Annotated in this window: 20 protein-coding genes and 1 pseudogene; 12 read left to right on the forward strand and 9 right to left on the reverse strand. The window is 70.0% G+C overall.

Annotation, left to right across the window (positions count from 1 at the left end; genetic code table 11):
- Window positions 1-539: pseudogene (locus MU407_RS11160) on the reverse strand (hypothetical protein); the annotation flags it as partial.
- A gap of 158 nt (window positions 540-697) precedes the next feature.
- Complete coding sequence (gene treS / locus MU407_RS11165; protein ID WP_246957530.1) at window positions 698-2494, reverse strand: maltose alpha-D-glucosyltransferase; 1797 nt, start codon at window positions 2492-2494, stop codon at window positions 698-700.
- A 120-nt stretch (window positions 2495-2614) separates the two neighbouring features.
- Here treS and MU407_RS11170 point away from each other — a divergent pair, with 120 nt between their 5' ends.
- The 3 genes from MU407_RS11170 (at window position 2615) to MU407_RS11180 (ending at window position 5071) form a co-directional block, all read left to right on the forward strand.
- Complete coding sequence (locus tag MU407_RS11170) at window positions 2615-3286, forward strand: hypothetical protein (protein ID WP_246957505.1); 672 nt, start codon at window positions 2615-2617, stop codon at window positions 3284-3286.
- A gap of 273 nt (window positions 3287-3559) precedes the next feature.
- Entirely contained in the window at window positions 3560-4045 is a 486-nt protein-coding gene (locus MU407_RS11175) for a hypothetical protein (RefSeq protein WP_246957508.1), read from the forward strand.
- Between the two features lie 189 nt (window positions 4046-4234).
- Window positions 4235-5071, forward strand: a complete 837-nt coding sequence (locus tag MU407_RS11180) for a hypothetical protein (protein WP_102236162.1) — start codon at window positions 4235-4237, stop codon at window positions 5069-5071.
- 46 nt (window positions 5072-5117) lie between these two features.
- Here MU407_RS11180 and MU407_RS11185 read toward each other — a convergent pair whose 3' ends face one another.
- Window positions 5118-5795 carry a uracil-DNA glycosylase gene (locus MU407_RS11185; RefSeq protein WP_102236161.1) on the reverse strand — a complete coding sequence of 226 codons (678 nt, stop codon included), beginning with the start codon at window positions 5793-5795 and terminating at the stop codon, window positions 5118-5120.
- 77 nt (window positions 5796-5872) lie between these two features.
- On the opposite strand from MU407_RS11185, the gene MU407_RS11190 reads away from it, so the two are divergent.
- The 9 genes from MU407_RS11190 (at window position 5873) to MU407_RS11230 (ending at window position 16236) form a co-directional block, all read left to right on the forward strand.
- Complete coding sequence (locus MU407_RS11190) at window positions 5873-6160, forward strand: DUF3263 domain-containing protein (RefSeq protein WP_102236160.1); 288 nt, start codon at window positions 5873-5875, stop codon at window positions 6158-6160.
- A gap of 62 nt (window positions 6161-6222) precedes the next feature.
- The gene (locus MU407_RS11195; protein WP_102236159.1) at window positions 6223-6813 is read left to right on the forward strand and encodes a LytR C-terminal domain-containing protein; all 591 of its coding nucleotides are present in this window, start codon (window positions 6223-6225) and stop codon (window positions 6811-6813) included.
- 208 nt (window positions 6814-7021) lie between these two features.
- Complete coding sequence (locus MU407_RS11200) at window positions 7022-9385, forward strand: FtsX-like permease family protein (protein WP_246957511.1); 2364 nt, start codon at window positions 7022-7024, stop codon at window positions 9383-9385.
- A 5-nt stretch (window positions 9386-9390) separates the two neighbouring features.
- Complete coding sequence (locus MU407_RS11205) at window positions 9391-10158, forward strand: ABC transporter ATP-binding protein (protein ID WP_246957514.1); 768 nt, start codon at window positions 9391-9393, stop codon at window positions 10156-10158.
- A gap of 272 nt (window positions 10159-10430) precedes the next feature.
- Window positions 10431-12068, forward strand: coding sequence for a chaperonin GroEL (gene groL / locus MU407_RS11210; RefSeq protein WP_102236158.1), 1638 nt, complete (start codon window positions 10431-10433; stop codon window positions 12066-12068).
- A gap of 360 nt (window positions 12069-12428) precedes the next feature.
- Window positions 12429-13520, forward strand: a complete 1092-nt coding sequence (locus MU407_RS11215; protein WP_246957517.1) for a TRAP transporter substrate-binding protein — start codon at window positions 12429-12431, stop codon at window positions 13518-13520.
- Window positions 13517-14071, forward strand: a complete 555-nt coding sequence (locus tag MU407_RS11220; protein ID WP_246957520.1) for a TRAP transporter small permease — start codon at window positions 13517-13519, stop codon at window positions 14069-14071. Before MU407_RS11215 ends, MU407_RS11220 begins: the two co-directional genes overlap by 4 nt.
- 1 nt (window position 14072) lies before the next feature.
- A complete protein-coding gene (locus tag MU407_RS11225) occupies window positions 14073-15380 on the forward strand; it encodes a TRAP transporter large permease (RefSeq protein WP_102236155.1) in 1308 nt (435 codons plus the stop codon).
- Between the two features lie 37 nt (window positions 15381-15417).
- Window positions 15418-16236, forward strand: a complete 819-nt coding sequence (locus tag MU407_RS11230; protein WP_102236154.1) for an endonuclease/exonuclease/phosphatase family protein — start codon at window positions 15418-15420, stop codon at window positions 16234-16236.
- A gap of 18 nt (window positions 16237-16254) precedes the next feature.
- On the opposite strand, the gene MU407_RS11235 is transcribed toward MU407_RS11230, so the two are convergent.
- The 6 genes from MU407_RS11235 to MU407_RS11260 all read right to left on the reverse strand — a co-directional run bounded on the left by MU407_RS11235 (window position 16255) and on the right by MU407_RS11260 (window position 22018).
- Complete coding sequence (locus MU407_RS11235) at window positions 16255-16860, reverse strand: hypothetical protein (protein ID WP_102236153.1); 606 nt, start codon at window positions 16858-16860, stop codon at window positions 16255-16257.
- On the reverse strand, window positions 16857-17858 hold the full coding sequence (locus MU407_RS11240) for an LLM class flavin-dependent oxidoreductase (protein WP_102236152.1): 1002 nt from the start codon (window positions 17856-17858) through the stop codon (window positions 16857-16859). The genes MU407_RS11235 and MU407_RS11240 overlap by 4 nt, the downstream gene beginning before the upstream one ends.
- A gap of 28 nt (window positions 17859-17886) precedes the next feature.
- Window positions 17887-18717, reverse strand: coding sequence for an energy-coupling factor transporter transmembrane component T (locus MU407_RS11245; protein WP_246957523.1), 831 nt, complete (start codon window positions 18715-18717; stop codon window positions 17887-17889).
- Between the two features lie 257 nt (window positions 18718-18974).
- A complete protein-coding gene (locus tag MU407_RS11250) occupies window positions 18975-19952 on the reverse strand; it encodes a cation diffusion facilitator family transporter (protein WP_246957525.1) in 978 nt (325 codons plus the stop codon).
- Window positions 19949-20380 (reverse strand): metalloregulator ArsR/SmtB family transcription factor, encoded by a 432-nt coding sequence (locus MU407_RS11255; protein WP_348648028.1) that lies wholly within the window; start codon window positions 20378-20380, stop codon window positions 19949-19951. The genes MU407_RS11250 and MU407_RS11255 overlap by 4 nt, the downstream gene beginning before the upstream one ends.
- 114 nt (window positions 20381-20494) lie before the next feature.
- Window positions 20495-22018 (reverse strand): DEAD/DEAH box helicase, encoded by a 1524-nt coding sequence (locus tag MU407_RS11260; RefSeq protein ID WP_246957527.1) that lies wholly within the window; start codon window positions 22016-22018, stop codon window positions 20495-20497.
- Window positions 22019-22754: the final 736 nt, after the last annotated feature.

Consider the following 22754-nt stretch of genomic DNA (forward strand, 5'->3'; position numbering starts at 1 on the left):
CCCCCCCGCCGCCCCCCGCCGGCGCGCGCGCGCCGCGCCGTCGGCGGCGTGTTTGGCGCCGGGGCGGGGGAGAGGTCGCCCCACACCGACGCCTCGGCCGGGTCCTCGTGCTCAGGCTCCACTGAGGCCGTGGACGCCGCCGCGGTCCCAGACGTGCGTGCGGCGTCGGGGTGGGCTGCTGGTTCTGGCGCTGCTTCAGCCGGGGACGGCACGATCGGTGCCATGGCCGCGGTCGCCCCGAGATCGAGGTCCTCGCTGTCAGGGGCATCCTCGCGCGCCTCGCCGTCGCCGAGGTCGCCGTCCTCGGTCCGGTCATCGGCTCGCGGGGTATCGCCATCTGCGAAGGGAAGATCCTCGTCCACGAGCACCCGGGCGGCGGGGTCGATCGCGAGGATCCACTGCCGCGCCACCTCGGGCGTGGAGGGGTTCTGGACCAGGGCGCGGTGCAGCTCGGGATGCTCCTGGACCAGACGCAGCAGACGCTCCGGCGCAGTGCCGGGATCCTGCGCCTCCTGAGCCGCGGATCGCGGGTCGGTCATCGCATCCTGCCTTCCTGGTTCCATCGCACCGCACACGGCGCGAGCGCCCCGGCACGGCGCCCGGGCGACTGTCGACCCAGCAGAATTGCACAGGCCAGCCTGTTCTAGCTCGGATTCGAGGGCGGATACGGGCGCAGATCACGCCCCGCCGCGGTGTCTCAGACCTCGCCTTCGACCTCATCCGCGCTGATCACCGGCAGGGTCGTGGTGTGCGTGAGGGGCTCTCCGTGCGGATCCAAGGCACGCACCTTGAGCCAGTAGTAGCCGTGGGGACCGAGCGTCAGGGTCAGCTCGCCGTCCTCCCCGATCGCCGGGAACTCATCGCCGCCGAACAGGTCGCGCACCGTCCGCCGCGCCAGGCCGCCGAGCTCCAGGGTCGTGGTCACGGGGCGGCCGGAGAGGTTGAACACGCACAGCAGCGTCTCCGCGTGCTCCTCGGCCTCCTCCCCATGCTCGGAGCCGTCGTAGGTGCGGGTGAAGGCCAGCACCCGCTCGGAATCCGCCGGGATGTTGCGGTAGGCGCCCATGCCGAAGGCGTCGTGCTCGCGCCGCACCGCCAGCATCCACCGCACGAAGTGCAGCAGGGAGCTGGAGTGTGCCATCTGCGCTTCCACATTGGTGGTGGAGTAGTGGTAGACGAGCGACTGGATGACCGGCAGGTACAGCTTGCCGGGGTCGGTGATCTCGGAGAACCCGGCATTGCGGTCCGGGGTCCACTGCATGGGGGTGCGCACCGCATCGCGGTCATCCAACCAGATGTTGTCCCCCATCCCGATCTCATCGCCGTAGTACAGGAACGGCGAGCCGGGCAGGGACAGCAGCAGCGCGTGGATCAGCTCGAGCTCGCTGCGGGAGTTGTCCAGCAGCGGGGCCAGGCGCCGACGGATGCCGATGTTCGCGCGCATCCGCGAATCCGGTGCATACCAGCCCAGCATCGCCGAGCGGTCTTCGGGGGAGACCATCTCGAGGGTCAGCTCATCGTGGTTGCGCAGGAATGTGCCCCACTGCGCACCCGTCGGGATCTCCGGGGTGTCCTCGAGGATGTCGATGATCTGCCGGGCCGAGCCCTCGCGCAGCGCGTAGAAGATCCGCGGCATCACTGGGAAGTGGAAGCACATGTGGCATTCGGGCGCGTCCTCGGAACCGAAGTACTCCACCACATCGCGCGGCCACTGGTTCGCCTCGGCGATGATCACGCGGCCGGGCCAGTTCTCATCCACGAAAGTCCGCAGTTCCTGCAGGAACTCATGCGTGGCCGGGAGGTTCTCCCCGTCGGTCCCCTCCTCCTCGAACAGGTACGGGATGGCATCGGCGCGGAATCCGTCGATCCCCTTGTCCAGCCAGAACCGCACCACATCGAACACCGCCTCGCGCACCGCGGGGTTCTCGAAGTTCAGGTCCGGCTGGTGGGAGAAGAAGCGGTGCCAGAAGAACTGCCGACGCACCGGGTCGAACGTCCAGTTCGACTCCTCGGTATCCACGAAGATGATGCGCGCTTCCTGGTACTTCTCGTCGGTGTCGGACCACACGTAGAAATCGCCGTAGGGACCCTCGGGGTCGGCGCGGGACTCCAGGAACCAGGGGTGCTTGTCCGAGGTGTGGTTCATCGGCAGGTCGATGATCACGCGGATGCCGCGCTGATGCGCCTCGGAGACCAGGCGCTCGAAGTCGGTGATGGACCCGAACTCCGGCAGCACCGCCTCATAGTCGGAGATGTCATAGCCGCCGTCACGCAGCGGGGAGGCGAAGAACGGAGGCAGCCACAGGCAGTCGATGCCCAGCCATTGCAGATAGTCCAGGCGCTCGATCAGGCCGGTGAAGTCCCCGGTGCCATCCCCGTTGCCGTCTGCGAAGGCGCGCACGAGCACTTCGTAGAACACGGCCTTGCGGTACCAGTGGGGGTCGTAGTCCACCCCGGGGCCTTGCGGGGTGAACTGGGCGGAGTTCAGGGCCATCGGGTCCTCCAGGACGGGCAGGTGGGGGATGGAGCGTGGCTCCACAGTAGTCGGCTCCGTACGATGAGCGTGCGCGTCGCATCCGCAGACGGGTGCGGCAGGACGGATCGGGGGATGGTCATGGGACAGCCGTATCAGCAGGGGCAGCAGTGGTCGCCCGGAGCGCCGACGGAGCGGCCGCGGCGCTCGCGGACGGGCATGTGGATCGCGGTGGTCTGCGCGGTGCTCATCGTCGTGGTCGGCGTCGTGGCGGTTCTTGGGGGAGTGCTGTACCTGGTGTCCCGCGACGGCGGCGGGGGCGCCGGGGGCGGGGACCCCACCGATGATGCCGCCGTCGCCACCTACGAGGGCGACTACTTCACGTTCGACTATCCCGAGGGCTGGGTGGACCTCAGCGACGCGGAGGGCTTCGTCGATGCGGGCGGGTTGGTGGAGGTCGCCGACGAGGAGCCCGGGGAGGAGCTCGGGGACGTCTCGCCGAACGACCTGCGCGTGTACATGTACTCGACCACGTACGGAGCGCAGACCGAGTGCCGGGCGCAGGCGGTCTGGAGCGGATTCAACTGGGACGACGCTGGTGATCCGCAGGAGCAGGATCCGACGACCATCGGGGGCGAGGAGATGTTCGTCCAACGGGTCACCGGCACCCATCAGGGGCAGGACGCGGTCAGTGAGATGTACTGCATGGACCTGGGGTCCAACGTGGTCCAGATCGTGGCCGAGCACCATGGCGGCGCGGAGCTCGGCCCGGAGCTCACGGCGATCCTGGACAGCTGGGTCTGGAAGGTCTGAGCCTGCCTCACACGAGGCCGGGTTCCGCGCCATCGGCAGCGAGCCGATGTCTGGTGTAACGGAGGGACACGCTGATGGGAGAGTCGCAGGAGCACTGGGGGCGCGCGCCCGAGCTGGGGCAGGCACCGCCGCAGCGTTCGCGCGCGGGCTGGTCGATCGCACTGGGGTGCGCCCTGCTGGCGGTGGTCATCGGCACGGTCGCGGTGCTGGGGGGGAGTGGTCTATCTCGCCACCCGTGATGGGAACAGCGGCAGCGGCGGCACCGGAGAGTCCGTGGAGCCCGTACCCGAGGTGGAGCTGACCACGTTCGAGGGTGACGACTTCCGGATCGACTATCCCAAGAGCTGGGTGGATCTCAGCACGGATTCCATGTTCACCAAGATCGGTGGAATTCTCGCGCTCGCCGATGAGCGCCCGGGGGACGAGCTGGAGGATGTGTCCCCGAATGCGCTGAAGATCTATAAGTACACCTCCACCACGGCCGCCGATGCGTCCTGCGCAGAGCAGATCAAATTCACCCCGATGTGGTGGGATGAGCACGAGATGCCCGAAAAAGTGGACGGCGCTCAGCTGGGTGGTCAGGAGATTGCCGCCTACATGGTCGATGGAACCCTCGAGGGACAGCCGATCCACAGCATCATGTACTGCCGCAATATCGGGCCGAACATGCTGCAGGTGGTCGCCACGACCCATGGCTCCGCGCAGCTGAGCCCCGAACTGCAGGCGATCCTCGACAGCTGGCAGTGGATAGACGGCTGAGAGTGGATAGACGGCTGAGAGTGGATAGACGGCTGAGCGGGACCACCGTCGCTCAGCCCCACAAAAACTGACCCTGTGAGGTGAGGCACAGGGGCGGGTAGAATCTGTCTGCAGCGGCGGGAGTGCTGCCACATCGGTGCGCACCACGCAGACGTGCCACCGACGACACCACTGGGGCAAGGGGACATGATGAGCCAGAACTACAGCTTTCCGCCGATGCAGCAGAGCTCCCCGATGCCACCACCGAACCGTCTGGCGCAGGGCAGTTCCCGCACCGGGCTGTGGCTGGCGCTCGGCTGTCTGGCCCTGGCCCTGATCCTCGGCGTGCTGGGTCTCGGCGGCGGCGCCGCCTACTTCCTGCTGCGCGACGACCAGGGCGGCAGTGGCGCCGTCGGCCAGGAGGAGCCGGAGGAAGATCCGGGCGAGAGCCCCGAGGAGGATCCCGGTGAGAGCCCGGAGGAGGACCCGGGCGAATCGCCCGAGGAGGACCCGGGCCAGAGCCCCGAAGAGGATCCCGGTGAGAGCCCGGAGGAGGATCCCGGGCAGAGCCCCGAGGAGGAACCCGTCGGCGACGGCGGCACGATCGACCATGACCTGTTCTCGCTCACCTATCCCGCCGGATTCACCGACACCAGCGACGACGAGGACTTCACGAGCCTCGGTGGCGAGGTGCGGCTGACCGATACACAGACGGTAGGGTCGCTGCCCCGTCGAGAGGTCAAGATCTACCACTTCAGCAATGGGGCCGACGCGAAGACCGAATGCGAGGTCGCGCTCATCTGGGCCGGTCCCCTGTGGGACAGCGTGGATCAGAAGTCCGAGGTGGATACCGGGACCCTCGGCGGTCGGGAGGGGTCCACGATCATGGTCATCGGCACGTACCAGGGCGAGCCCGCGATGTCGACGATGTACTGCACGGATGTGGACGGCAAAGTGGTGCAGGTGGCCATCGAGGCGTTCGGCGAGAACGTCGATCAAGACCCCGACCTGCTCGGCATCCTGGAGAGCTGGAGCTGGAAGATCTGAGCGGCGCGCGGACCCACCGACCATCGGCCGCCGCCCGCCGCTGATCTCAGCGCTGCACGCGCCAGTCCACGGCGGGCGCCCCCTGCGCGGCCAGCAGCTCGTTGACCCGCGAGAACGGCCGCGAACCGAAGAACCCGCGCGAGGCCGACAGCGGGCTGGGATGCGGGCTCGCCACATGCGGCACCTCGCCCAGCAGCGGCACCAGAGAGCGAGCATCGGCCCCCCACAGCAGCGCCACGAGCGGACCGCCCCGCTGCACGAGCGCCCGCAGCGCCTGCTCGGTGACCTCCTCCCAGCCACGCCGCCGATGCGAGGCCGGGGTACCCGGCCGCACCGTGAGCACCCGGTTCAGCAGCAGCACCCCCTGGTCCTGCCAGGCGCTCAGATCTCCATGCGGTGCCGGCGGGATGCCCAGATCCGCCTCGAGCTCCCGATAGATGTTCTGCAGGGAGCGCGGCAGCGGCCGCACCGCGCGATCCACCGCGAAGGACAGGCCGATCGGATGCCCCGGCGTCGGATAGGGATCCTGCCCCACGATCAGCACCCGCACCTCGGACATCGGCCGGGTGAAGGCCCGCAGCACCTGATCACCCGCCGGCAGGTACCCGCGGCCGGCGGCGGTCTCCGCGCGCAGGAAATCCCCGAGCTCGCGCAGCCTCCCCTCCACGGGGGCGAGGGCCTCAGCCCAATCGGGGGCGATGATCTCGGTCAGCGGTCGCGGCATGCGGCCAGTCTCGCACCACCGGCGCCCGCCCGGCGCGCCGGAGCGATCAGCGCCGATGTGCTCGCTACCGTGGATCCATGCCCGATTCCGCCGCCGCCCACCCCGCGCCCGTCCCGGGACTGAGCGCCCGTGACCGGCAGATCCTCGAGCTCGAAGGACGCACCTTCCGGTACGTCGGCGCGAAGGAACGGGCCATCCGCGAACAGATCGGCATCTCCAAGATCGCCTACTACGTGCGGCTGAACACCCTGCTGGATGATCCCGCCGCCCTGCAGGCGGCCCCGGCGCTCATCAACCGGCTGCGCGCCCGCCGCACCACCGCCGAGGGCGCGACCGCCCCGCAGCGGGACGGCCGCGTGGCCTGAGGCACGGCGCATCGGGGCGTGTGCTCCGCGACCGCGCCGGGTGAAGCGGGTTTAATGGGGCCGTGGCTGATTCCCAGTATCCCTACCCGCCGGACCGTTTCGACGACGAGGCCGATGCCGTCTCCTTCCATGGGGCGCATCGGGCCGAGCTGCCGTTCTGGCGGGAAAACCTGCTGTACATCGCCATTATCGGCGCGGCCGTCGTGATGCTCGTGGTGTTGCTGTTCCTCATCGGCAATATGGGCGGCGACGGCGATGACCGCGCCCAGGACCCCACCACGCAGGCGGAGACCACCGCCGAGGAGTCCGAGCCGGAGGGCGAGGATGGCGAGGAGGAGTCCGAGGAACCGGCTCCCGAACCGGACCGCAGCGTCGCGGTGCGCGTGGTCAACGCCGCGGGCATCAACGGGCTGGCCGGCTCGTGGCAGGAGACCCTGCAGGGCAGCGGCTGGGAGAACGTCGGGGTGGCCACCGCCGACAACCGCCAGGAGCAGTCCGTCGTCTTCTACCGCAGCAGCGAGGATCAGGCCACCGCGCAGGCGCTCGCCGATGAGGTGGGCGCCGGGGAGGCCCGCCAGAGCGACGAGTACGACAGCCCCATCACCTTCATCGCCGTGCAGACGCCCGAGGAGGTCGGCGGCGGCGAGGGCTGACCCGAGCCCAGCCTGCCGCCCGCGACCTGCTGCCGGGGGGAAAGCCCCCGCCCGCGCCCACCCGCCAGCAGCCAGATCTTCCTCTGCTCTCCCTACACCTGCGCGCTTGCGCCTCCTCCGCGCCCCGGACGGGCTCATGATGTCCCTATAGCGGGCCGGGGAGCGGGAGGACGTGGCGGTCATGGGGACAGGGTCGATCACGCGGCAGATGATCCGGAGGGATCTGCTGCGGGACCGAGGGGCCAGCACCGCGCTACTGGCCGTGGTCATGCTCAGCGCCCTGTTGATGGCCTCCGGCACTATCGTCGTCGAACGTCTGGCCGGGGCGAGCACGCAGCTGTTCGCCCAGACCCGGCCCCCGCATTTCCTGCAGATGCACACCGGCGAGGTGGACCGAGCGGCGCTCGAGGACTTCGCCGCGGGTCATCCGGAGCTCGACACCTGGATGATCGAGCGCACCGTCGGCGTGGACGGCTCCGACATCTCCTGGCACGCCCCGGACGGGGGCGACGCGGGCACGCTCTCGGACAGCCTGGTGGACAACCTCTTCGTCGAGCCCAATGAGGAGTTCGACCTGATGCTCGATGGAGCGGGGGAGATCGCCCGCCCCGGCCCCGGAGAGGTGTACATCCCGCTCATCTACCAGCAGCGCGAGGGGCTTGATCCCGGGGACGTGCTGCGCATCGACACCGGTCACGAACAGGTGGACCTCACTGTGGCGGGAACCGTGCGCGATGGCCAGATGGCCTCCTCGCTCTCCTCCTCGGTGCGCTTCGTGATCTCCGCGCAGGATTGGCAGCGGCTCGAGGCGGGTGAGAGGTTCTCCCACGAGATCATCGTCGAGTACCGGCTGACGGACCCGTCCGCAGCCGGTGCACTGCAGGCCGCGTACCAGACCGCCCCCGGAGTGCCCACTAACGGGCAGGCCGTCACGATCGAGCTGATCCGTCTGATGTACGTGATCAGCGACGGGCTCGCGGCCTTCGCCCTCATCGCGGTCAGCGTGATCCTGCTGCTCATCGCGCTGCTGAACATCGTCTTCGTGATCCGCGGGACGCTCGAGGATGATGTGCGCCAGATCGGGACGCTGCGTGCCATCGGCCTTCCGCCCGGCTTCATCGCCGGGCTGTACCTGGGGCGGTTCCGGGTCCTCGCGGCGGCGGGCTGCCTGCTGGGAAGTCTCGCCGCGGTGCCGGCTGCGGCGGTGCTCACCCGCGGGCTCTCCGCCGCCTATGCCGCAGCGCCCATCGGACCGGCCACGGTCCTCGCACCGCTCGCGACCCTGGTGGTCGTGTACCTCGTGATCGTGCTCTCATGCCGGATGGTGCTGCGGGACGTCGGGAGGGCGAGCGTCGTGACCGCCCTGGTGCAGGGCACGCTGCACGCTCCCCGCCGCCGCCCCCGCCGGACCGGCCGCGGCATGGCGCGCAGCGCCCTTTCGCGGGTCCGTCCCCGCGGGGTGAACCGGCGCCTCGCCCTCCTCACCCTGCTGCGGCAGGCGCGGTCCTGGGCGCTGCTGCCCGCGGTCTACGCCCTGGCCGCCATCGCCGTGATCGTGCCGGCCGCCCTGTTCCTGACCCTCTCCAGTCCCCGGTTCATCACCTTCATGGGGGTCCCTGACAGCGACCTCATGACCACGATCGCCTTCGCCGAGGACCTCGACGCCGTGCGCGACGTGGCGCTCGAAGAGATGCGGCAGCGGGAGGACGTCACCGATGTGCTGGTGGTGGGCGGGGTGCTCACCCAGGTGCAAGGGCCCGACGGCTGGGACAGCCGGATGCTCGAGGTGGGGGATCATTCCGCGCTGGAGCTGCCGTACCTCGAAGGCAGTGCCCCGCAGGAGGACGAGGTGGCGCTGTCCGTCCTGGCGGCCGACCGCTACGGGGTGAGCACGGGGCAGGAGCTCACCGTGCGGCGGGACGGGAAGGAGCGCACCCTGCGCGTCAGCGGCATCTACCAGGACATCACCTCCGGAGGGTTCACCATGAAGCAGCAGGGGGTGGTGCCGGAGGCGGCCGACCGCTACACGATCTTCGCTGACGTCGCCGACGGCGCTGATCCCCAGCAGGTGGCAGCGGAGCTGGATGGCGCCGTGGAGCAGGCCCGCACCATCCCGCAGGAGGAGTACGCCCGCCAGAGCACCGCCTACCTGCGCGGCGCCCTGCGCGGCGCGGCCCTCCTCGCCGCGGTGACGGTGGCGATGATCTGCACGCTGATCACCCTGCTGTTCCTGCGGCTGCAGCTGACCCGGGAGCGGCGTCGCAGCGGCGTTCTGTGCGCCCTCGGCTTCACCCGGGCAGACGTGGCCGCGCAGGTGCACTGGCGGGCTGCGGCGACGGTCCTGCTCGGGGTCATGGTCGGCACCGTCCTCGCGGGAACGCTGGGCCCCCGGGCCACGGGGTCGCTGCTGTCCGCGGCGGGACTGGGGCTCGCCCGGCTGACCTTCCTGGGCAGTCCCTGGCTGCTCTACGGGGTGCTGCCTGCCCTGCTCGTGATCGTCGGGGTCGGCACCGCCCGGGTGCTGACCGCTCGGATGCGCGCCGACGACCTGTCGGCCCGGTTGAGAGGCTGAGAACAATGACCACCCCGGATGAGAGCTCGACCCCGATCCTGCGCGCGCATGATCTGCGCAAGAGCTACACCACCACCGAGCCGCCCACCGAGGTGCTGCGCGGGATCGACCTCGAGGTCTCAGGCAGCGAGTTCCTCGCGGTGATGGGAGCCTCCGGCTCCGGGAAGTCCACCCTGCTGCACCTACTGGGCGGCTTGGACCGTCCCACCGCCGGACACGTCGAGATCGACGGCACGGATCTCACCGCACTGTCGGACCGGGAGCTGAGCCGCGTGCGCCTGCACAGCCTCGGCTTCGTGTTCCAGCAGCCGTACTTCCTGGACGCCCTGAGCATCCGGGACAACGTCCTGCTGCCGGCGCTGAAGGCCGGTGATCTGCCGCGCGCCGAGGTCGCCGAGCGAGTGGACGGGCTCCTGGAGCGCTTCGGGATCGCGGCGGTGGCGGACCACCGCATCACCGAGGCCTCCGGCGGGCAGCTCCAGCGCGCCTCGATCTGCCGGGCCCTCGCGGTCTCGCCGCGTGTGGTGCTGGCCGACGAGCCCACCGGTGCGCTGAACTCCGCGATGGCCACCGAGGTCATGGAGGCGCTCGCCGCCGTGCACGCCGAGGGCACCACCGTCGTCATGGTCACGCACGATCCGCGCGTGGCCGCCGCCGCGCAGCGCGTCCTCTACCTCGAGGACGGCCGGATCCTGGACACCTTTTCCCGCGCGGAGCACGGGCAGGAGGCCGAGGGCGAGCTGCGTCGATGGCTCACCGGCCTGGGCTTCTGATCCGTTCAGCGACGGCTCGACTGTGCCGAGGGCGAACAGCGGCCGCGAGGCGCCCGTCCATTAGCACTCTCGGCGGGGGAGTGCTTATGATGATCTGGCACTCGGCGATCGAGAGTGACAGCGCCCGTCGGCGTCGTCGCCCCCGCCCGCCGACCACGAACATTCCGGCCCCGTGAGGGGGCGCGCGCCGTGGGACATGAACACGGCGCGGGTCCTCGTCCGTCGCGGGCACTGGGTCGGGTGGACACACACCACACGGGAGAGATTCCACAATGGCCAAGCTCATCTCTTACGACGAGGAGGCCCGGCGCGGCCTCGAGCGGGGTATGAACCAGCTCGCCGACGCCGTCAAGGTCACCCTCGGCCCCAAGGGCCGCAACGTCGTGCTCGAGAAGTCCTGGGGCGCCCCCACCATCACCAACGACGGCGTGTCGATCGCCAAGGAGATCGAACTCGACGATCCCTACGAGAAGATCGGCGCCGAGCTGGTGAAGGAGGTCGCCAAGAAGACCGACGACATCGCGGGCGACGGCACCACCACCGCCACCGTCCTCGCCCAGGCCCTGGTCAAGGAGGGCCTGCGCAACGTCGCCGCCGGCGCCAACCCGATCGCGCTCAAGCGCGGCATCGACAAGGCCGTGGCCGCCGTCTCCGAGACCCTGCTCAAGCAGGCCAAGGAGATCGAGACCAAGGAGCAGATCGCCTCCACCGCCGCGATCTCCGCTGCGGACCCGGCCATCGGCGAGCTCATCGCCGAGGCCCTCGACAAGGTCGGCAAGGAGGGCGTGATCACGGTCGAGGAGTCCAACACCATGGGCCTCGAGCTCGAGCTCACCGAGGGCATGCGCTTCGACAAGGGCTACATCTCGCCGTACTTCGTCACCGACGCCGAGCGTCAGGAGGCCGTGCTCGAGGACCCCTACGTCCTGCTGCTGAGCTCGAAGATCTCCACCGTCAAGGACCTGCTGCCGCTGCTGGAGAAGGTCATCCAGTCCGGCAAGCCGCTGTTCATCATCGCCGAGGACGTCGAGGGCGAGGCTCTCGCGGTGCTGGTGCTGAACAAGCTCAAGGGCTCCTTCAAGTCCGTGGCCGTCAAGGCCCCCGGCTTCGGCGACCGCCGCAAGGCGATGCTGGAGGACATGGCCATCCTCACCGGCGGCCAGGTCATCGCCGAGGAGGTGGGTCTCAAGCTGGAGACCGCCGGCCTCGAGCAGCTGGGCCAGGCCCGCAAGGTCGTCGTCACCAAGGACGAGACCACCATCGTCGAGGGCGCCGGGGATGCGGATCGCATCAACGGCCGCGTGGCCCAGATCCGTGCAGAGATCGAGAACTCCGACTCGGACTACGACCGCGAGAAGCTCCAGGAGCGCCTCGCGAAGCTGGCCGGCGGCGTGGCCGTCATCAAGGCCGGTGCCGCCACCGAGGTGGAGCTCAAGGAGCGCAAGCACCGCATCGAGGACGCCGTGCGCAACGCCAAGGCCGCCGTGGAGGAGGGCGTCGTCGCCGGTGGCGGCGTCGCGCTGTTGCAGGCTGGCAAGGACACCTTCGGTGCGCTCACCCTGGAGGGTGACGAGGCCACCGGCGGCAACATCGTCAAGGTCGCCATCGAGGCTCCGCTCAAGCAGATCGCCGTCAACGCCGGCCTCGAGGGCGGCGTCATCGCGGAGAAGGTCAAGTCCCTGCCCGTGGGCCAGGGCCTGAACGCCGCGACCGGCGAGTACGAGGACCTGCTGGCCGCCGGCATCATCGACCCGGTGAAGGTCACCCGCTCCGCGCTGCAGAACGCGGCGTCCATCGCGGGCCTGTTCCTGACCACCGAGGCCGTGGTGGCTGACAAGCCGGAGCCGGTCAAGGCCGGTGGCGGGGCCGACGAGATGGGCGGCATGGGAGGTATGGGCGGCATGATGTGATCAGGCCGCGCGGGCTGATCCCGCGCCCTGATCAGCCCCGCTGATCCCATCGGCCTCAGCCGATCACCCGGAGCCCCGGCACCCCAGGAGGGTGCCGGGGCTTCGACGTGCTTGAGGGAGCGCAGGCTGCGGCCCCCGCACCACCACCTACCTCGGCGTAGTGCGGGTGTCAGCGCGCTATGCGGTGTCGGACCCGCGGTACTCCGGGGTAAGGGGTGAGTTGAGACGCCCGGGACAGGAGCGGGAAGCGGGCAACCTGCTGCAAATCCTCGCCAGGGTGCGCGAGGTGCGATGGACTACAGCGCACCGCAACCCCCTTAGGCTCGCGCGATCACCTGCATGACAAGGAGGTCATGATCGATGTCCTGCGCACCCCCGCGCATCCTCCGCCCCCGTGACGGCACCCGTCTGACCCGGCGCGCACTGCTGGTCGGCATCCCGGCCCTGGGGCTGGGCTCTGTCGCCCTGGCCGGCTGCACCGGCAGCGAGGCCGCCACCGCGGCGGAGAACATCCTGTCCATCTCCCTGAACCAGACGGAGACCCACCCCAGCTACCTGGCCCTCACCTACTTCGGAGAGAAGCTGGTGGAGTCCACTGACGGACGCTGGGGCGCGCGCATCTACGCCAATGAGGCGCTCGGCGCGCAGCAGGAAGTGGTCCAGCTGGTCTCCGACGGGTCCGTGGACATCGCGGTCATCTCCGCGCCCCAGGTGGAGAACCTCTCCCGGGCCTTCCGGCCCCTCAACCTGCCCGGAGCGTTCCGGGATATCGACCACCAGATGGCCGTGCTGAACGAAGACTCCCTGGTGGGCGAGCTGTTCTCCTCCCTCGAACCGAGCCACCGCCTGCGGGTGCTGGGCGGCTTCACCCAGGGGGCACGCCACGTGTACACCGACCGCGGCCCGATCGAGGGGCCCGATGATCTCGCCGGCCTGCGCATCCGTGTGCAGGAATCCGATGTCTTCATGGAGCTCACCCGCGCCCTCGGTGGCTCACCCACCCCGATGGCCTACGGCGAGGTGTACACCGCCCTGCAGGCCGGAGTGCTCAACGGCGCGGAGAACAACGAGGTCAGCTACGTGACCCAGCGGCACTACGAGATCGCCCCGTACTTCACGCTCACCAATCACCTGGTGGGTCTGGACTACGTGATGGCGAACGTGGACCGCATCCACGGCATGGATCCCGCGGACCAGGAGGCCTTCGCGACGAGCTTCACCGCGGCGCAGGAGGAGTTCGTGCGCCTGTGGGAGGAGGAGACCGCCTCGAGCATCGCGCAGATGGAGGACGCGGGCGTCACCATCACAGATCCGGACGACGATGCCTTCGCGCCGCTCGTGCTCGAAGCGGGTCGGTCCTTCCTGGACTCCGCGGAGGACGAAGCCCTGTACGAGGCGATCCGGGCGGTCGAGACGAACAGCGCTGCAGCATCGGACGGAGGAGAGGGATGAACATGTTCCGGACTCGGGCCCTGCAGGCCCTGCGAGTCATCAGCATTGCGCTGTTCACCACGCTCGTGCTGGTGGTGATGTGGCAGGTGATCACCCGTCAGCTGCTCAACTCGCCGAGCGGCTGGACCACCACCGTGGCGCAGTACCTCTTCATCTGGCTGGTTCTGTTCTCAGTGGCCATGGTGTTCGGCGAGCGCGGCCATGTGGCGGTCGACTTCTTCGCCGGGCTGCTCCCGGCCCCGCTGCGCCGTATCGCCCAGATCCTGGTCACCCTCGCCGTGCTCGCCTTCGCGACGCTCGGCCTGGTGTGGGGCGGGATCCGCGGCATGGGCATCTCCTGGGATCAGGCGATCACGGGCCTGCCGGTGACCGTCGGGCAGATGTACACCGCGCTGCCCGTGGCGGGCGTTCTGATCGTGGTCTTCGCGATCGGGGACCTCATCCAGCTGCTGCGCGGAGACGATCTCGACCGGGCCGATGACGATGCCCCGGCGGCGGCGACCGTCGCGTCCCCCGCGGGCACCCGCACGGCCGACGGACAGGAGCACTGACATGGATCCCGCACTGCTGTCCGGCACCATCCTCGTGGTGGGGGTGCTGCTGCTCATTGGCATCGGCGCCCCGATCGGCATCGCGATCGGCCTGCCGTCCATCGTGGCGCTCGCCGCCGTCGTCGGCCCCGAGCAGGCCGTGTTCGTCGCCTCCCAGCGGATGTTCACCGGCGCCAGCTCCTTCACCCTGCTGGCCATCCCGTTCTTCGTGCTCGCGGGCAGTCTGATGAACACCGGCGGCATCGCCGCCCGGCTCATCGACGCCGCGCAGGTGCTCGTGGGCCGCATGCCCGGCTCTCTGGCGCAGACGAACGTCGTGGCGAACGCCCTGTTCGGCTCGGTCTCGGGCGCGGGCGTGGCCTCGGCCGCGGCGATGGGGTCGATCCTCGGGCCGCGCGAGCGACGCGAGGGCTATGACCCGGCGCTGTCGGCGGCCGTGAACGCGGCCTCCGCCCCCTCCGGGATGCTGATCCCGCCCTCGAACACCCTGATCGTGTACTCGCTCGTGTCCTCCACGTCGGTGGCCACCCTGTTCGTGGCCGGCTACGGGCCGGGCCTGGTGTGGGTGCTGGCCTGCGTGGTGCTGGTCGCGATCCTGGCCCGGCGCAACCCGACGATGCGCGGTGCGACCGAACGGGTCCCGCTCAAGGTGGCGCTTCTGACGCTGCTGCGCGCGGTGCCGGCGATCCTCATGATCGTCGTGGTGGTCGGCGGTCTGCTGGCGGGCATCTTCACCGCCACCGAGTCCGCGGTGATCGCGGTCGCGTACGCGCTCGTCCTCGGCCTGATCTACCGCAACCTCACCTGGCGGAACCTGCCGGGCGTGGTGCTGGATGCCGCGCGCACCACGGCGGTGGTGATGCTGCTGGTGGCGGTGTCCTCGGCCCTGTCCTGGGTGCTGAGTTACGCGACCATCCCGCAGACGATCTCCGACGCGATGCTGGGCCTGGCCTCATCACCGCTCGTCGTGCTGCTCATGATGATGGTGATCCTGCTGGTGGTGGGCTCCTTCATGGACCCCACGCCCGCGATCCTCATCTTCACGCCGATCTTCCTGCCGATCGCGATGGAGCTCGGGGTGGACCCGATCCACTTCGGCATGATGATCACCTTCAACCTGTCGCTGGGCACGATCACCCCGCCGGTGGGCAACATCCTGTTCGTCGCCTCGAAGGTGGGCGGGGTGCGGCCCGAGCCGGTGATCATGAAGATGCTGCCGTTCTTCGCCGTGCTGCTGCTGGGTCTGCTGCTGGTGGTGTTGGTGCCGCAGATCTCGCTGTTCCTGCCGCAGCTGCTCGGCCAGATGTGACGCCCGGGGCGGGGGCCGCATGCGCGAGGATGGTCCCATGAGCGATGATCCTCTTGCCCCGCCCCTGCGCGTCCTCACCCAGAACATCCGCCTGGCCCGCCCGGAGACCCGGCCCGGCCAGGCGGATCACTGGCCCGAGCGCGCCCCCGTGCTGCAGGCGATCCTGCGGCGCGAGGACGCCGACGTGGTGGGGACCCAGGAGGTCCTCGCCGCGCAGATCCCGGTGCTCGACGAGGTGCTGGCCGGAACGCATGAGCGGCTCGGCATGGGCCGTGAGGGCGGCAGCCACGGCGAGCACAACCTGCTGTACCTGCGCCGCGACCGCCTGGAGATCCTCGCGTGGGACCAGTTCTGGCTCTCCGAGCAGCCGCGGCTGATTGGCTCGCGCGGCTGGGATGCGCACTGCGAGCGCATCTGCGTCTACGCCCGGGTGCGTGACCGTGCGAGCGGCGCGGAGCTGCTCCTCGCCGTCACCCACCTCGATCATGCCGGGCAGGTCGCCCGGGAGCAGGGCGCCCAGCTGCTGGCCGAACGTCTCACCGCCGCGGCCGATGGGGCACCGATCCTGCTCATGGGCGATTTCAACGCCGCCGCCGGGATCGATCGCGCCTGGCAGGTGCTGATCGAGGCCGGATTCGCCGATGCCCGCGACAGCGCTGCAGAGAAGACGGGCGCAGACCTCGGCACCTTCCCGGATTACGGGCCGGCGCACGAGGGCGGCGAGCGGATCGACTGGATCCTCACCCGCGGCCTGGACGTCGAGTCCTACACGGCGCGCCTGCCCGAGGACGGCGGCCGCCCCGCGAGCGACCACGCGACCCTCACCGCGAGCGTGCGTCCCGGCGCTGGTGCGTGAAGCGCCTTCGCGGTGTGATCACATGTCGTGGGCGGAGGTGACGAGCATGCCGCTGCTGTCGCACAGCAGCGCCATCTCGAGGTTGTCCCCGGCTGCGGTACGGGTGTAGCCCTCCTCGGCGCTGAGCACCCCGGCGACGCTGACCCACTGCCCACCGCAGCCTTCGAGCAGATCCTCGAGCGGCTGCACCAGCAGCTCGCGCATCTCATCCTCGCCGGTGGCCGTCTCCGACCCGGTGTACCCGCCGCCATCGGAGGCTTTCGGCCCCGTCTGCTCCACGAGCTGCGCGGTCTGCTCCGGCCGCAGCACCATCACGGCCTGCCACCAGTGGTCATCGGGCGCCGGGAGCGGGGCGCGCTCCGTCGGATCCGTGAACCGCCCATCGATCACTCCCGCGATCGCGTAGCCCTTCAGCTGCGGCAGATGCTCCTCCGGCAGCTCGAAGGACTGCTGCAGATCATCGGGCCGATAGAAACGCCCGGTCTGCGCATCCTCCACCCACTCGGGCTCCGGCTCGCGCGTGCGGTCGGTGCCGGGCAGCATGCAGCCGCTGAGCGCGAGCACCGCGACCGCGCCGAGTCCCAACAGGGAGCGGTGCCCACGCCGGGACCCGGCGGTGCTCACAGCCCCCACGCCTCCGCGAGCAGCTCCAGCCCGCGCAGCCGCACCGCCGGGTCATAGTGGTATGCGGTGAGGATCAGCTCATCGGCCCTGGTTGCTGCGACGATCTCCTCCAGTTGGGAGACCACCGTGGCGGGGGAGCCGACGGCGCGGATCGACAGGGTCTGATCCACCTGCTGCAGCAGATGCGGCGGGACGTCGTCGAGCTCCCGCGGCGGCTGCAGCTTCTCCCGCTTCCCCTGCACCACGCCCAGGAACATCTGCTGCAACGTGGTGAGCTCGCGCTGTGCCTGCTCATCGGTCTCGGCGATCACGAGGTTCACCCCCACCATCGTGTGCGGCGCCTGGATCTGTGCGGCCGGGGCGTCGGCATCGAAGTGGCTGCGGTAGGTCTCCAGGGCCTGCAGGTACTGGAAGGGCGCGAAGTGGGAGGCGACCGCGAAGGGCATGCCGAGCTGTGCGGCCAGGCGCGCCCCGTTGCTGGTGGAGCCCAGGACCCACATTGGCACCTCGGTGCCCCGCGCCACCTCCGCGCTGATGGGCAGCTGCCCCTGCGGAACCTCGCGTGACCAGTCCCGCATCTGCTCCACCGCGGCGATGAACGCATGGGGTTCGGCCGATGTGCGGGCCAGCAGCTGCGCCGTCAGCTGATCGGTGCCGGGCGCCCGCCCCAGCCCCAGGTCGATGCGGTCCCCGTGGAACTGCACCAGGGTGCCGAACTGCTCGATCACCGCGAGCGGCGAATGGTTGGGCAGCATGATCCCGCCGGATCCCACCCGGATCCGTTCGGTCAGTGAGGCGGCACGGTCGATCAGCAGGCTCGTCGCGCTCGAGGCGAGGGAGGTGGTGTTGTGATGCTCGGCGAACCAGTAGCGCGCGTAGCCCAGCCGATCCGCGGCCTGCGCCCCCTGCATCGAGGCGGCCACCGCGTCCTTCGTGCTCATCCCCGCGGAGATCGGGACGAGGTCCAGCAGGGACAGGGGGACATGTGCAGCGCTCATGGCCCGATCCTAGCGAGGCCCGCCCCTCTCACCCCCACGGATCCCAGAACCGCTCCCCGGTGACCGCCACCATCGCCACCGTCCCCGCCACCAGGGCGATCGCCCCCAGGATCACCGCTATGTCCCGCCCCCGCAGCGGCCGGGTGATGAGCCAGGTGCGGCCCCTCCCGCGCCCGAAGCCGCGCAGCTCCATAGCGGCGGAGACCCGGTCGATGCGCTCCACGTCCCCCAGCAGCAGGGGTAGCAGCACCCCGGCGAGGTTCCGCAGGCGCCGCCCCAGGCCGGCGCGCCGGGAGAGGTCCAGGCCCCTGGCCTGCTGGGCGGAGGAGATGATGCGGTACTCGCGCTGGATGTCGGGGATGTACCGCAGGGCGAGGGAGACGGCGTAGGCGAAGCGGTACGGCACCCCGATTCGCGCGAGCGAGGAGGCGAACTCGGGCGGACGGGTGGTGGTGATGAACAGCAGCACGCCGGGCAGCACGGCGAGGTACTTCATCGCCACCCCGGCCTGATAGACAAGCTGCTCGGCGGTGAGATCCCAGTGCCAGGGCCCGTCCCACAGCAGGTGCCGGCTGGCGAACAGCTCCTCGCCGTACCCGGGGGCGAACAGGAAGATCGCCACCGAGTTCAGGACCATGAACACGGTGATGAAGCTCAGCACCACCTTCAGGTCAGCGAGCCGCACCCGCGACAGCGCCCACGCGATCGCGCTCAGCAGCGCGAGGCCGGTCAGCAGGCGCAGGTCGGAGGAGATCACGGCGGAGAGAATCACGGCGAGGACCACGATCAGCTTGGTGGTGCCCGAGAGGCCGTGCAGCACCCCGGGACGGTCCACGTACCCCAGCAGCGGTGTGCTCATGGACGCGCCTCCCCCCGCGCGCGGTGGCGTCAGTGCAGCCCTCAGTCGATCTCTGCGCCTGCGAGCGCTTTCGCTGCGAGCCGCTCTTCTTCGCTGAGCTCCCACACCTCTTTGGCGGCAGGGACACCGAGCCGATGGCCAGCGCCACCGCGGCCTCCACCGTGAAATACGCGAGGTCCAGCAGGGCTACGACGATGAGGGTGGTGCGCAGGCGTCGCCGGTCGATCATCGGCTGATCTCATCCCCGGTCGACCGCCTCAGCCCGCCTGCTCCTGCGGCGGGCGGGTCGGGTCATGGTCATCCCCGTGGATCGGGACCTGCTGGGCGGGGATGTCCTCGTAGGAGGCGGGGTCGCTGATCGGCTCCAGGTGCGTGAGCACGGTCAGGCCCGGCAGCGCCTCGTGCAGCTCCTCCTCGAGATCCTCGATGTAGTCGTGGCCCTGCTTGACGGTCCACTCATCGGGCACCAGCACGTGCACGGTCATGAACTTCTGCTGGCCGGCCTCGCGGGTGAGCAGGCCGTGGAAGGTGACGGTGCCGTCGGTGCGGCGCCGCAGCACCTCGGTGATCGCCGCGTGGTCCTCCTCCGGCAGAGCCTTGTCCAGCAGTCCGGAGATCGACTCGGCCAGCAGGGAGGTGCCGGTGATGATGATGTTCACGCCCACGGCGAAGGCGATCAGCGGATCTAGCCGCTCCCAGCCGGTGAGTGCGACGAGCCCGACGCCGGCCAGCACGCCTGCGCTCGTGATCACGTCGGTCATGAGGTGCTTGCCGTCGGCCCGCAGCGTGATCGAACCGTGGCGTTTCCCGGCGCGCAGGAGCACCAGCGCGACCGCGCCGTTGACCACCGAGGCGACAACCAGGATCACCAGGCCCATCCCCAGGTTCACCAGCGGCTTCGGATTCAGGAACCGCTCCACGGAGGTGACCAGGATGAACGCCGCGGCGACGAAGATCATCATGCCTTCGACCGCGGCGGAGAAATACTCGGCCTTCGCCCGGCCGTAGAGGAAGCGTTCGGTGGCGGGCCGTGCCGCGACCGTCAGGGCGATCAGCGCCACCACCGCGGCGACGAGGTTCACGGTGGACTCGGCGGCATCGGACAGCAGGCCGACGGATCCGGTCATCGCCCACGCCGCTGCCTTCAGCGCGATCGTGATGACTGCGGCGATGATCGACAGCCAGGCGAAGGGGCGCAGGTCCACACCCAGGCCGGTGGCTCGCGGAGAGGTCATGCGCGCGGCTCCTTCGTGGAAGTGCTCGGGCTTGGGGGCTCATCCGGGGCGAGCGTCCCATCGGGGGCGATGTGCGCGAAGATCTGCTCCACCAGCGCCAGCAGATGAGGATCCTCGACGGTGTAATAGGTGTGCCGGCCCTCCCGGGTGGCGGCGGCGACCCCCGCCAGACGCAGCTTGGACAGGTGCTGGCTGGTGGTGGGCAGGCTCAGTCCGACGCGCGCGGCGAGGGTGCCGACGTCATACCGCCCGGTGCTCATGAGCTGCACGAGATGCAGCCGATGGGGGCTTGCCAGCAGCGCGAAGGTGTTCGCGGCCGCGGCGAGCTGCAGCTCGGTGGGCTCAGCGGGTTCAGTGGGCTCGTCGGAGGCCACCGGGTATGCGGCGGGCGCGAGATGCTCGGGTGTCGGCGACGGGGGAGTGGTCACGGCGGGAAAGTCTGGTCGATGTTCGACAGTTTCGCAAGGGACGAAACGGCGGGGTGGGGCTCGCTGCGGGCCACGCGCGGCTATCGGTCACGCGCGGGATACGAGCCCCGGGGCTCAGCGCCCCCGTCGAGCGGAGAACGCCGCGAGACCCGCGCCGGACCGCGCGGTCGACGTCGAGCTTCGCGAGCTGCGCGCGCTGCGCGTGCGTGACGCCTCGCCGCGGCGCTGGCCCCGATCCTGGCCCTCGCGCCCGGACGTGCGGCTGCTGCCCTCGCGGTTCTGACCCCGGCCCTGGCTGGAACGACCGCCGCCGTTCTGTCGGCCGCGGCCACCGCGCCCGCCACCGCCCCGTCGGCCGCGTCCACCGCGATCCTGCCTGCCGCGTCCGCCCCCGCGACCACCGCGCTGGGTGCCCTGCAGCCGCCTCTCATCCAGCGGCGCCTCCGGGGCGGCCGGCTCATGGGTGGCGATCCGCTCGCCCGGCGCCAGCTCGCCCAGCACGGCGCTGTTCGCGGTCACGCCCGCATGCCTCGTCGGGGTGATGCGGGCCTTGCGCATGAGGTCATCCACGTCCCGCTTCTGCTCGGGGGTCTGCACCGTGATCACGGTGCCGGACTCACCGGCCCGTGCGGTCCGGCCGCTGCGGTGCAGATAGGCCTTGTGTTCCATCGGCGGATCGGCGTGCACCACGAGCGCCACCTCATCCACATGGATGCCGCGCGCCGCGATGTCGGTGCACACCAGCGTCGTCGCACTGCCGGAGCCGAAGGCCTCGAGGTTGCGGGTGCGGGCGTTCTGCGAGAGATTCCCATGCAGATCCACCGCATCCACACCCCGCGCCGCGAGTCGACGGGCCAGGCTCTTCGCCCCGTACTTGGTGCGGGTGAACATGATGGTCCGCCCGGGCGCGGCCGCGAGGTCGCGCAGCACATCGAAGCGGTTCTCCTTGGCGACCTCCAGCACGTGATGCTCCATGGTGCCGACGGGGCTCGTCGCCGGGTCCGCGCTGTGCGTCACGGGACGATGCAGGTAGCGCTTGACGAGCGTGTCCACCCCCGCGTCGAGCGTCGCGGAGAACAGCATCCGCTGGCCTCGCTCCGGGGTCTTATCGAGAATCCGCCGCACCATCGGCAGAAAGCCCATATCGGCCATGTGGTCAGCCTCGTCGATCACGGTGATCTCGATGGCTGAGAGGTCCGCATGTCCCTGTCCCATGAGGTCCAGCAGACGCCCCGGGCAGGCGATGAGCACATCCACTCCGCCCGCAAGGGCGTTCACCTGCGGGTTCTGTCCCACACCGCCGAACACCACGGTGCTCTTCAGCCCCGTGGCGCGGGTGAGGGGGCGCAGCGAGTCATCGATCTGCGCGGCGAGCTCCCGGGTCGGGGCGAGCACCAGGGAGCGGGGCCGACGGGCCTGGCGCCGACGCGGCTGCTCCAGCAGGCGCGCCATGAGCGGCAGCAGGAACGCGTAGGTCTTGCCGGAACCGGTGCGGCCACGGCCCAGCACATCCCGGCCGGCGAGGGAATCCGGCAGTGTCGCCGCCTGGATTGGAGTGGGGTGGGTGATGCCCAGCGGGGCGAGCGCCTCGACCAGGCGTGCGGGCACGCCGAGGCGCGCAAAATCAGGGGAGGTCACGGGGTGATCCGTTCTGCGAGAGTGCGTCCCGCCCGGGCTCCGACGCGCGCTGCAGGGCAGGGGGTCGTGGTCGGTGCCGTCCACGCTCCGGGACTGGGCGCTCACGCTCTCCTCGCGGCGCGAGGGGCGGGCCGGGTCCGTCGGGCGGGACCGGTGCCGCGGCGGGGGAGCGGCACGGCGAGCAACACTACGCCGTCGGCCCTCGCCGGTGCGATGGGAGAGGGGCAGGTGTGATGCACCGGTGTTCGTGGGGTGGGGCGCGCCATGCGCCTGGGGCGGGAGGGGTGCGCGGTTGGGGCGGGCGAGCGAGGAATGGCTCTGAGGGGATGGTGCGGAATGTCGACGGGGTGCGTGAAGAATGCCTATACCGCTTGGAGGGGCGTCAAGGAATTTGGCGGTCGCGCTATCGAGGGTCTCGTGATGCAGGGGGTCATGGGTGTTGCCAGGCCCCAATATCGCATGGCCCTGACAGACGAGTCGCGGGCTGTGGATAAGGCGTCCACCTGTGGATATGGCGGTGGATGGCGGCCTGTGCGCCGCGGTGAATTCGCCGTGAGATGTGGAGGGGCATTGCGGCCTTTCCTCCACAGTGGGGGTTTATCCACAAAATTGTCCACATTTGCTGCGAGGCCTTCCGTGGGTGGGGTTTGAGTGGGATCATGGAGGTGTTCGGAAAGGTTCGATGTGGCGCCGGAAAGGGGGTGCGTGATGGGACTCGATGATGTACAGCCGGGCA

Source organism: Brachybacterium sp. Marseille-Q7125 (assembly GCF_023062615.1).
Lineage (GTDB): Bacteria > Actinomycetota > Actinomycetes > Actinomycetales > Dermabacteraceae > Brachybacterium.

Coding starts and splice junctions, on each gene's coding strand:
- treS (WP_246957530.1), bottom strand. CDS start 2,494: ATGGCCCTGAACTCCGCCCAGTTCACCCCGCAAGGCCCCGGGGTGGAC.
- MU407_RS11170 (WP_246957505.1), top strand. CDS start 2,615: ATGGGACAGCCGTATCAGCAGGGGCAGCAGTGGTCGCCCGGAGCGCCG.
- MU407_RS11180 (WP_102236162.1), top strand. CDS start 4,235: ATGAGCCAGAACTACAGCTTTCCGCCGATGCAGCAGAGCTCCCCGATG.
- MU407_RS11185 (WP_102236161.1), bottom strand. CDS start 5,795: ATGCCGCGACCGCTGACCGAGATCATCGCCCCCGATTGGGCTGAGGCC.
- MU407_RS11190 (WP_102236160.1), top strand. CDS start 5,873: ATGCCCGATTCCGCCGCCGCCCACCCCGCGCCCGTCCCGGGACTGAGC.
- MU407_RS11200 (WP_246957511.1), top strand. CDS start 7,022: ATGATCCGGAGGGATCTGCTGCGGGACCGAGGGGCCAGCACCGCGCTA.
- MU407_RS11205 (WP_246957514.1), top strand. CDS start 9,391: ATGACCACCCCGGATGAGAGCTCGACCCCGATCCTGCGCGCGCATGAT.
- groL (WP_102236158.1), top strand. CDS start 10,431: ATGGCCAAGCTCATCTCTTACGACGAGGAGGCCCGGCGCGGCCTCGAG.
- MU407_RS11215 (WP_246957517.1), top strand. CDS start 12,429: ATGTCCTGCGCACCCCCGCGCATCCTCCGCCCCCGTGACGGCACCCGT.
- MU407_RS11220 (WP_246957520.1), top strand. CDS start 13,517: ATGAACATGTTCCGGACTCGGGCCCTGCAGGCCCTGCGAGTCATCAGC.
- MU407_RS11225 (WP_102236155.1), top strand. CDS start 14,073: ATGGATCCCGCACTGCTGTCCGGCACCATCCTCGTGGTGGGGGTGCTG.
- MU407_RS11230 (WP_102236154.1), top strand. CDS start 15,418: ATGAGCGATGATCCTCTTGCCCCGCCCCTGCGCGTCCTCACCCAGAAC.
- MU407_RS11240 (WP_102236152.1), bottom strand. CDS start 17,858: ATGAGCGCTGCACATGTCCCCCTGTCCCTGCTGGACCTCGTCCCGATC.
- MU407_RS11245 (WP_246957523.1), bottom strand. CDS start 18,717: ATGAGCACACCGCTGCTGGGGTACGTGGACCGTCCCGGGGTGCTGCAC.
- MU407_RS11250 (WP_246957525.1), bottom strand. CDS start 19,952: ATGACCTCTCCGCGAGCCACCGGCCTGGGTGTGGACCTGCGCCCCTTC.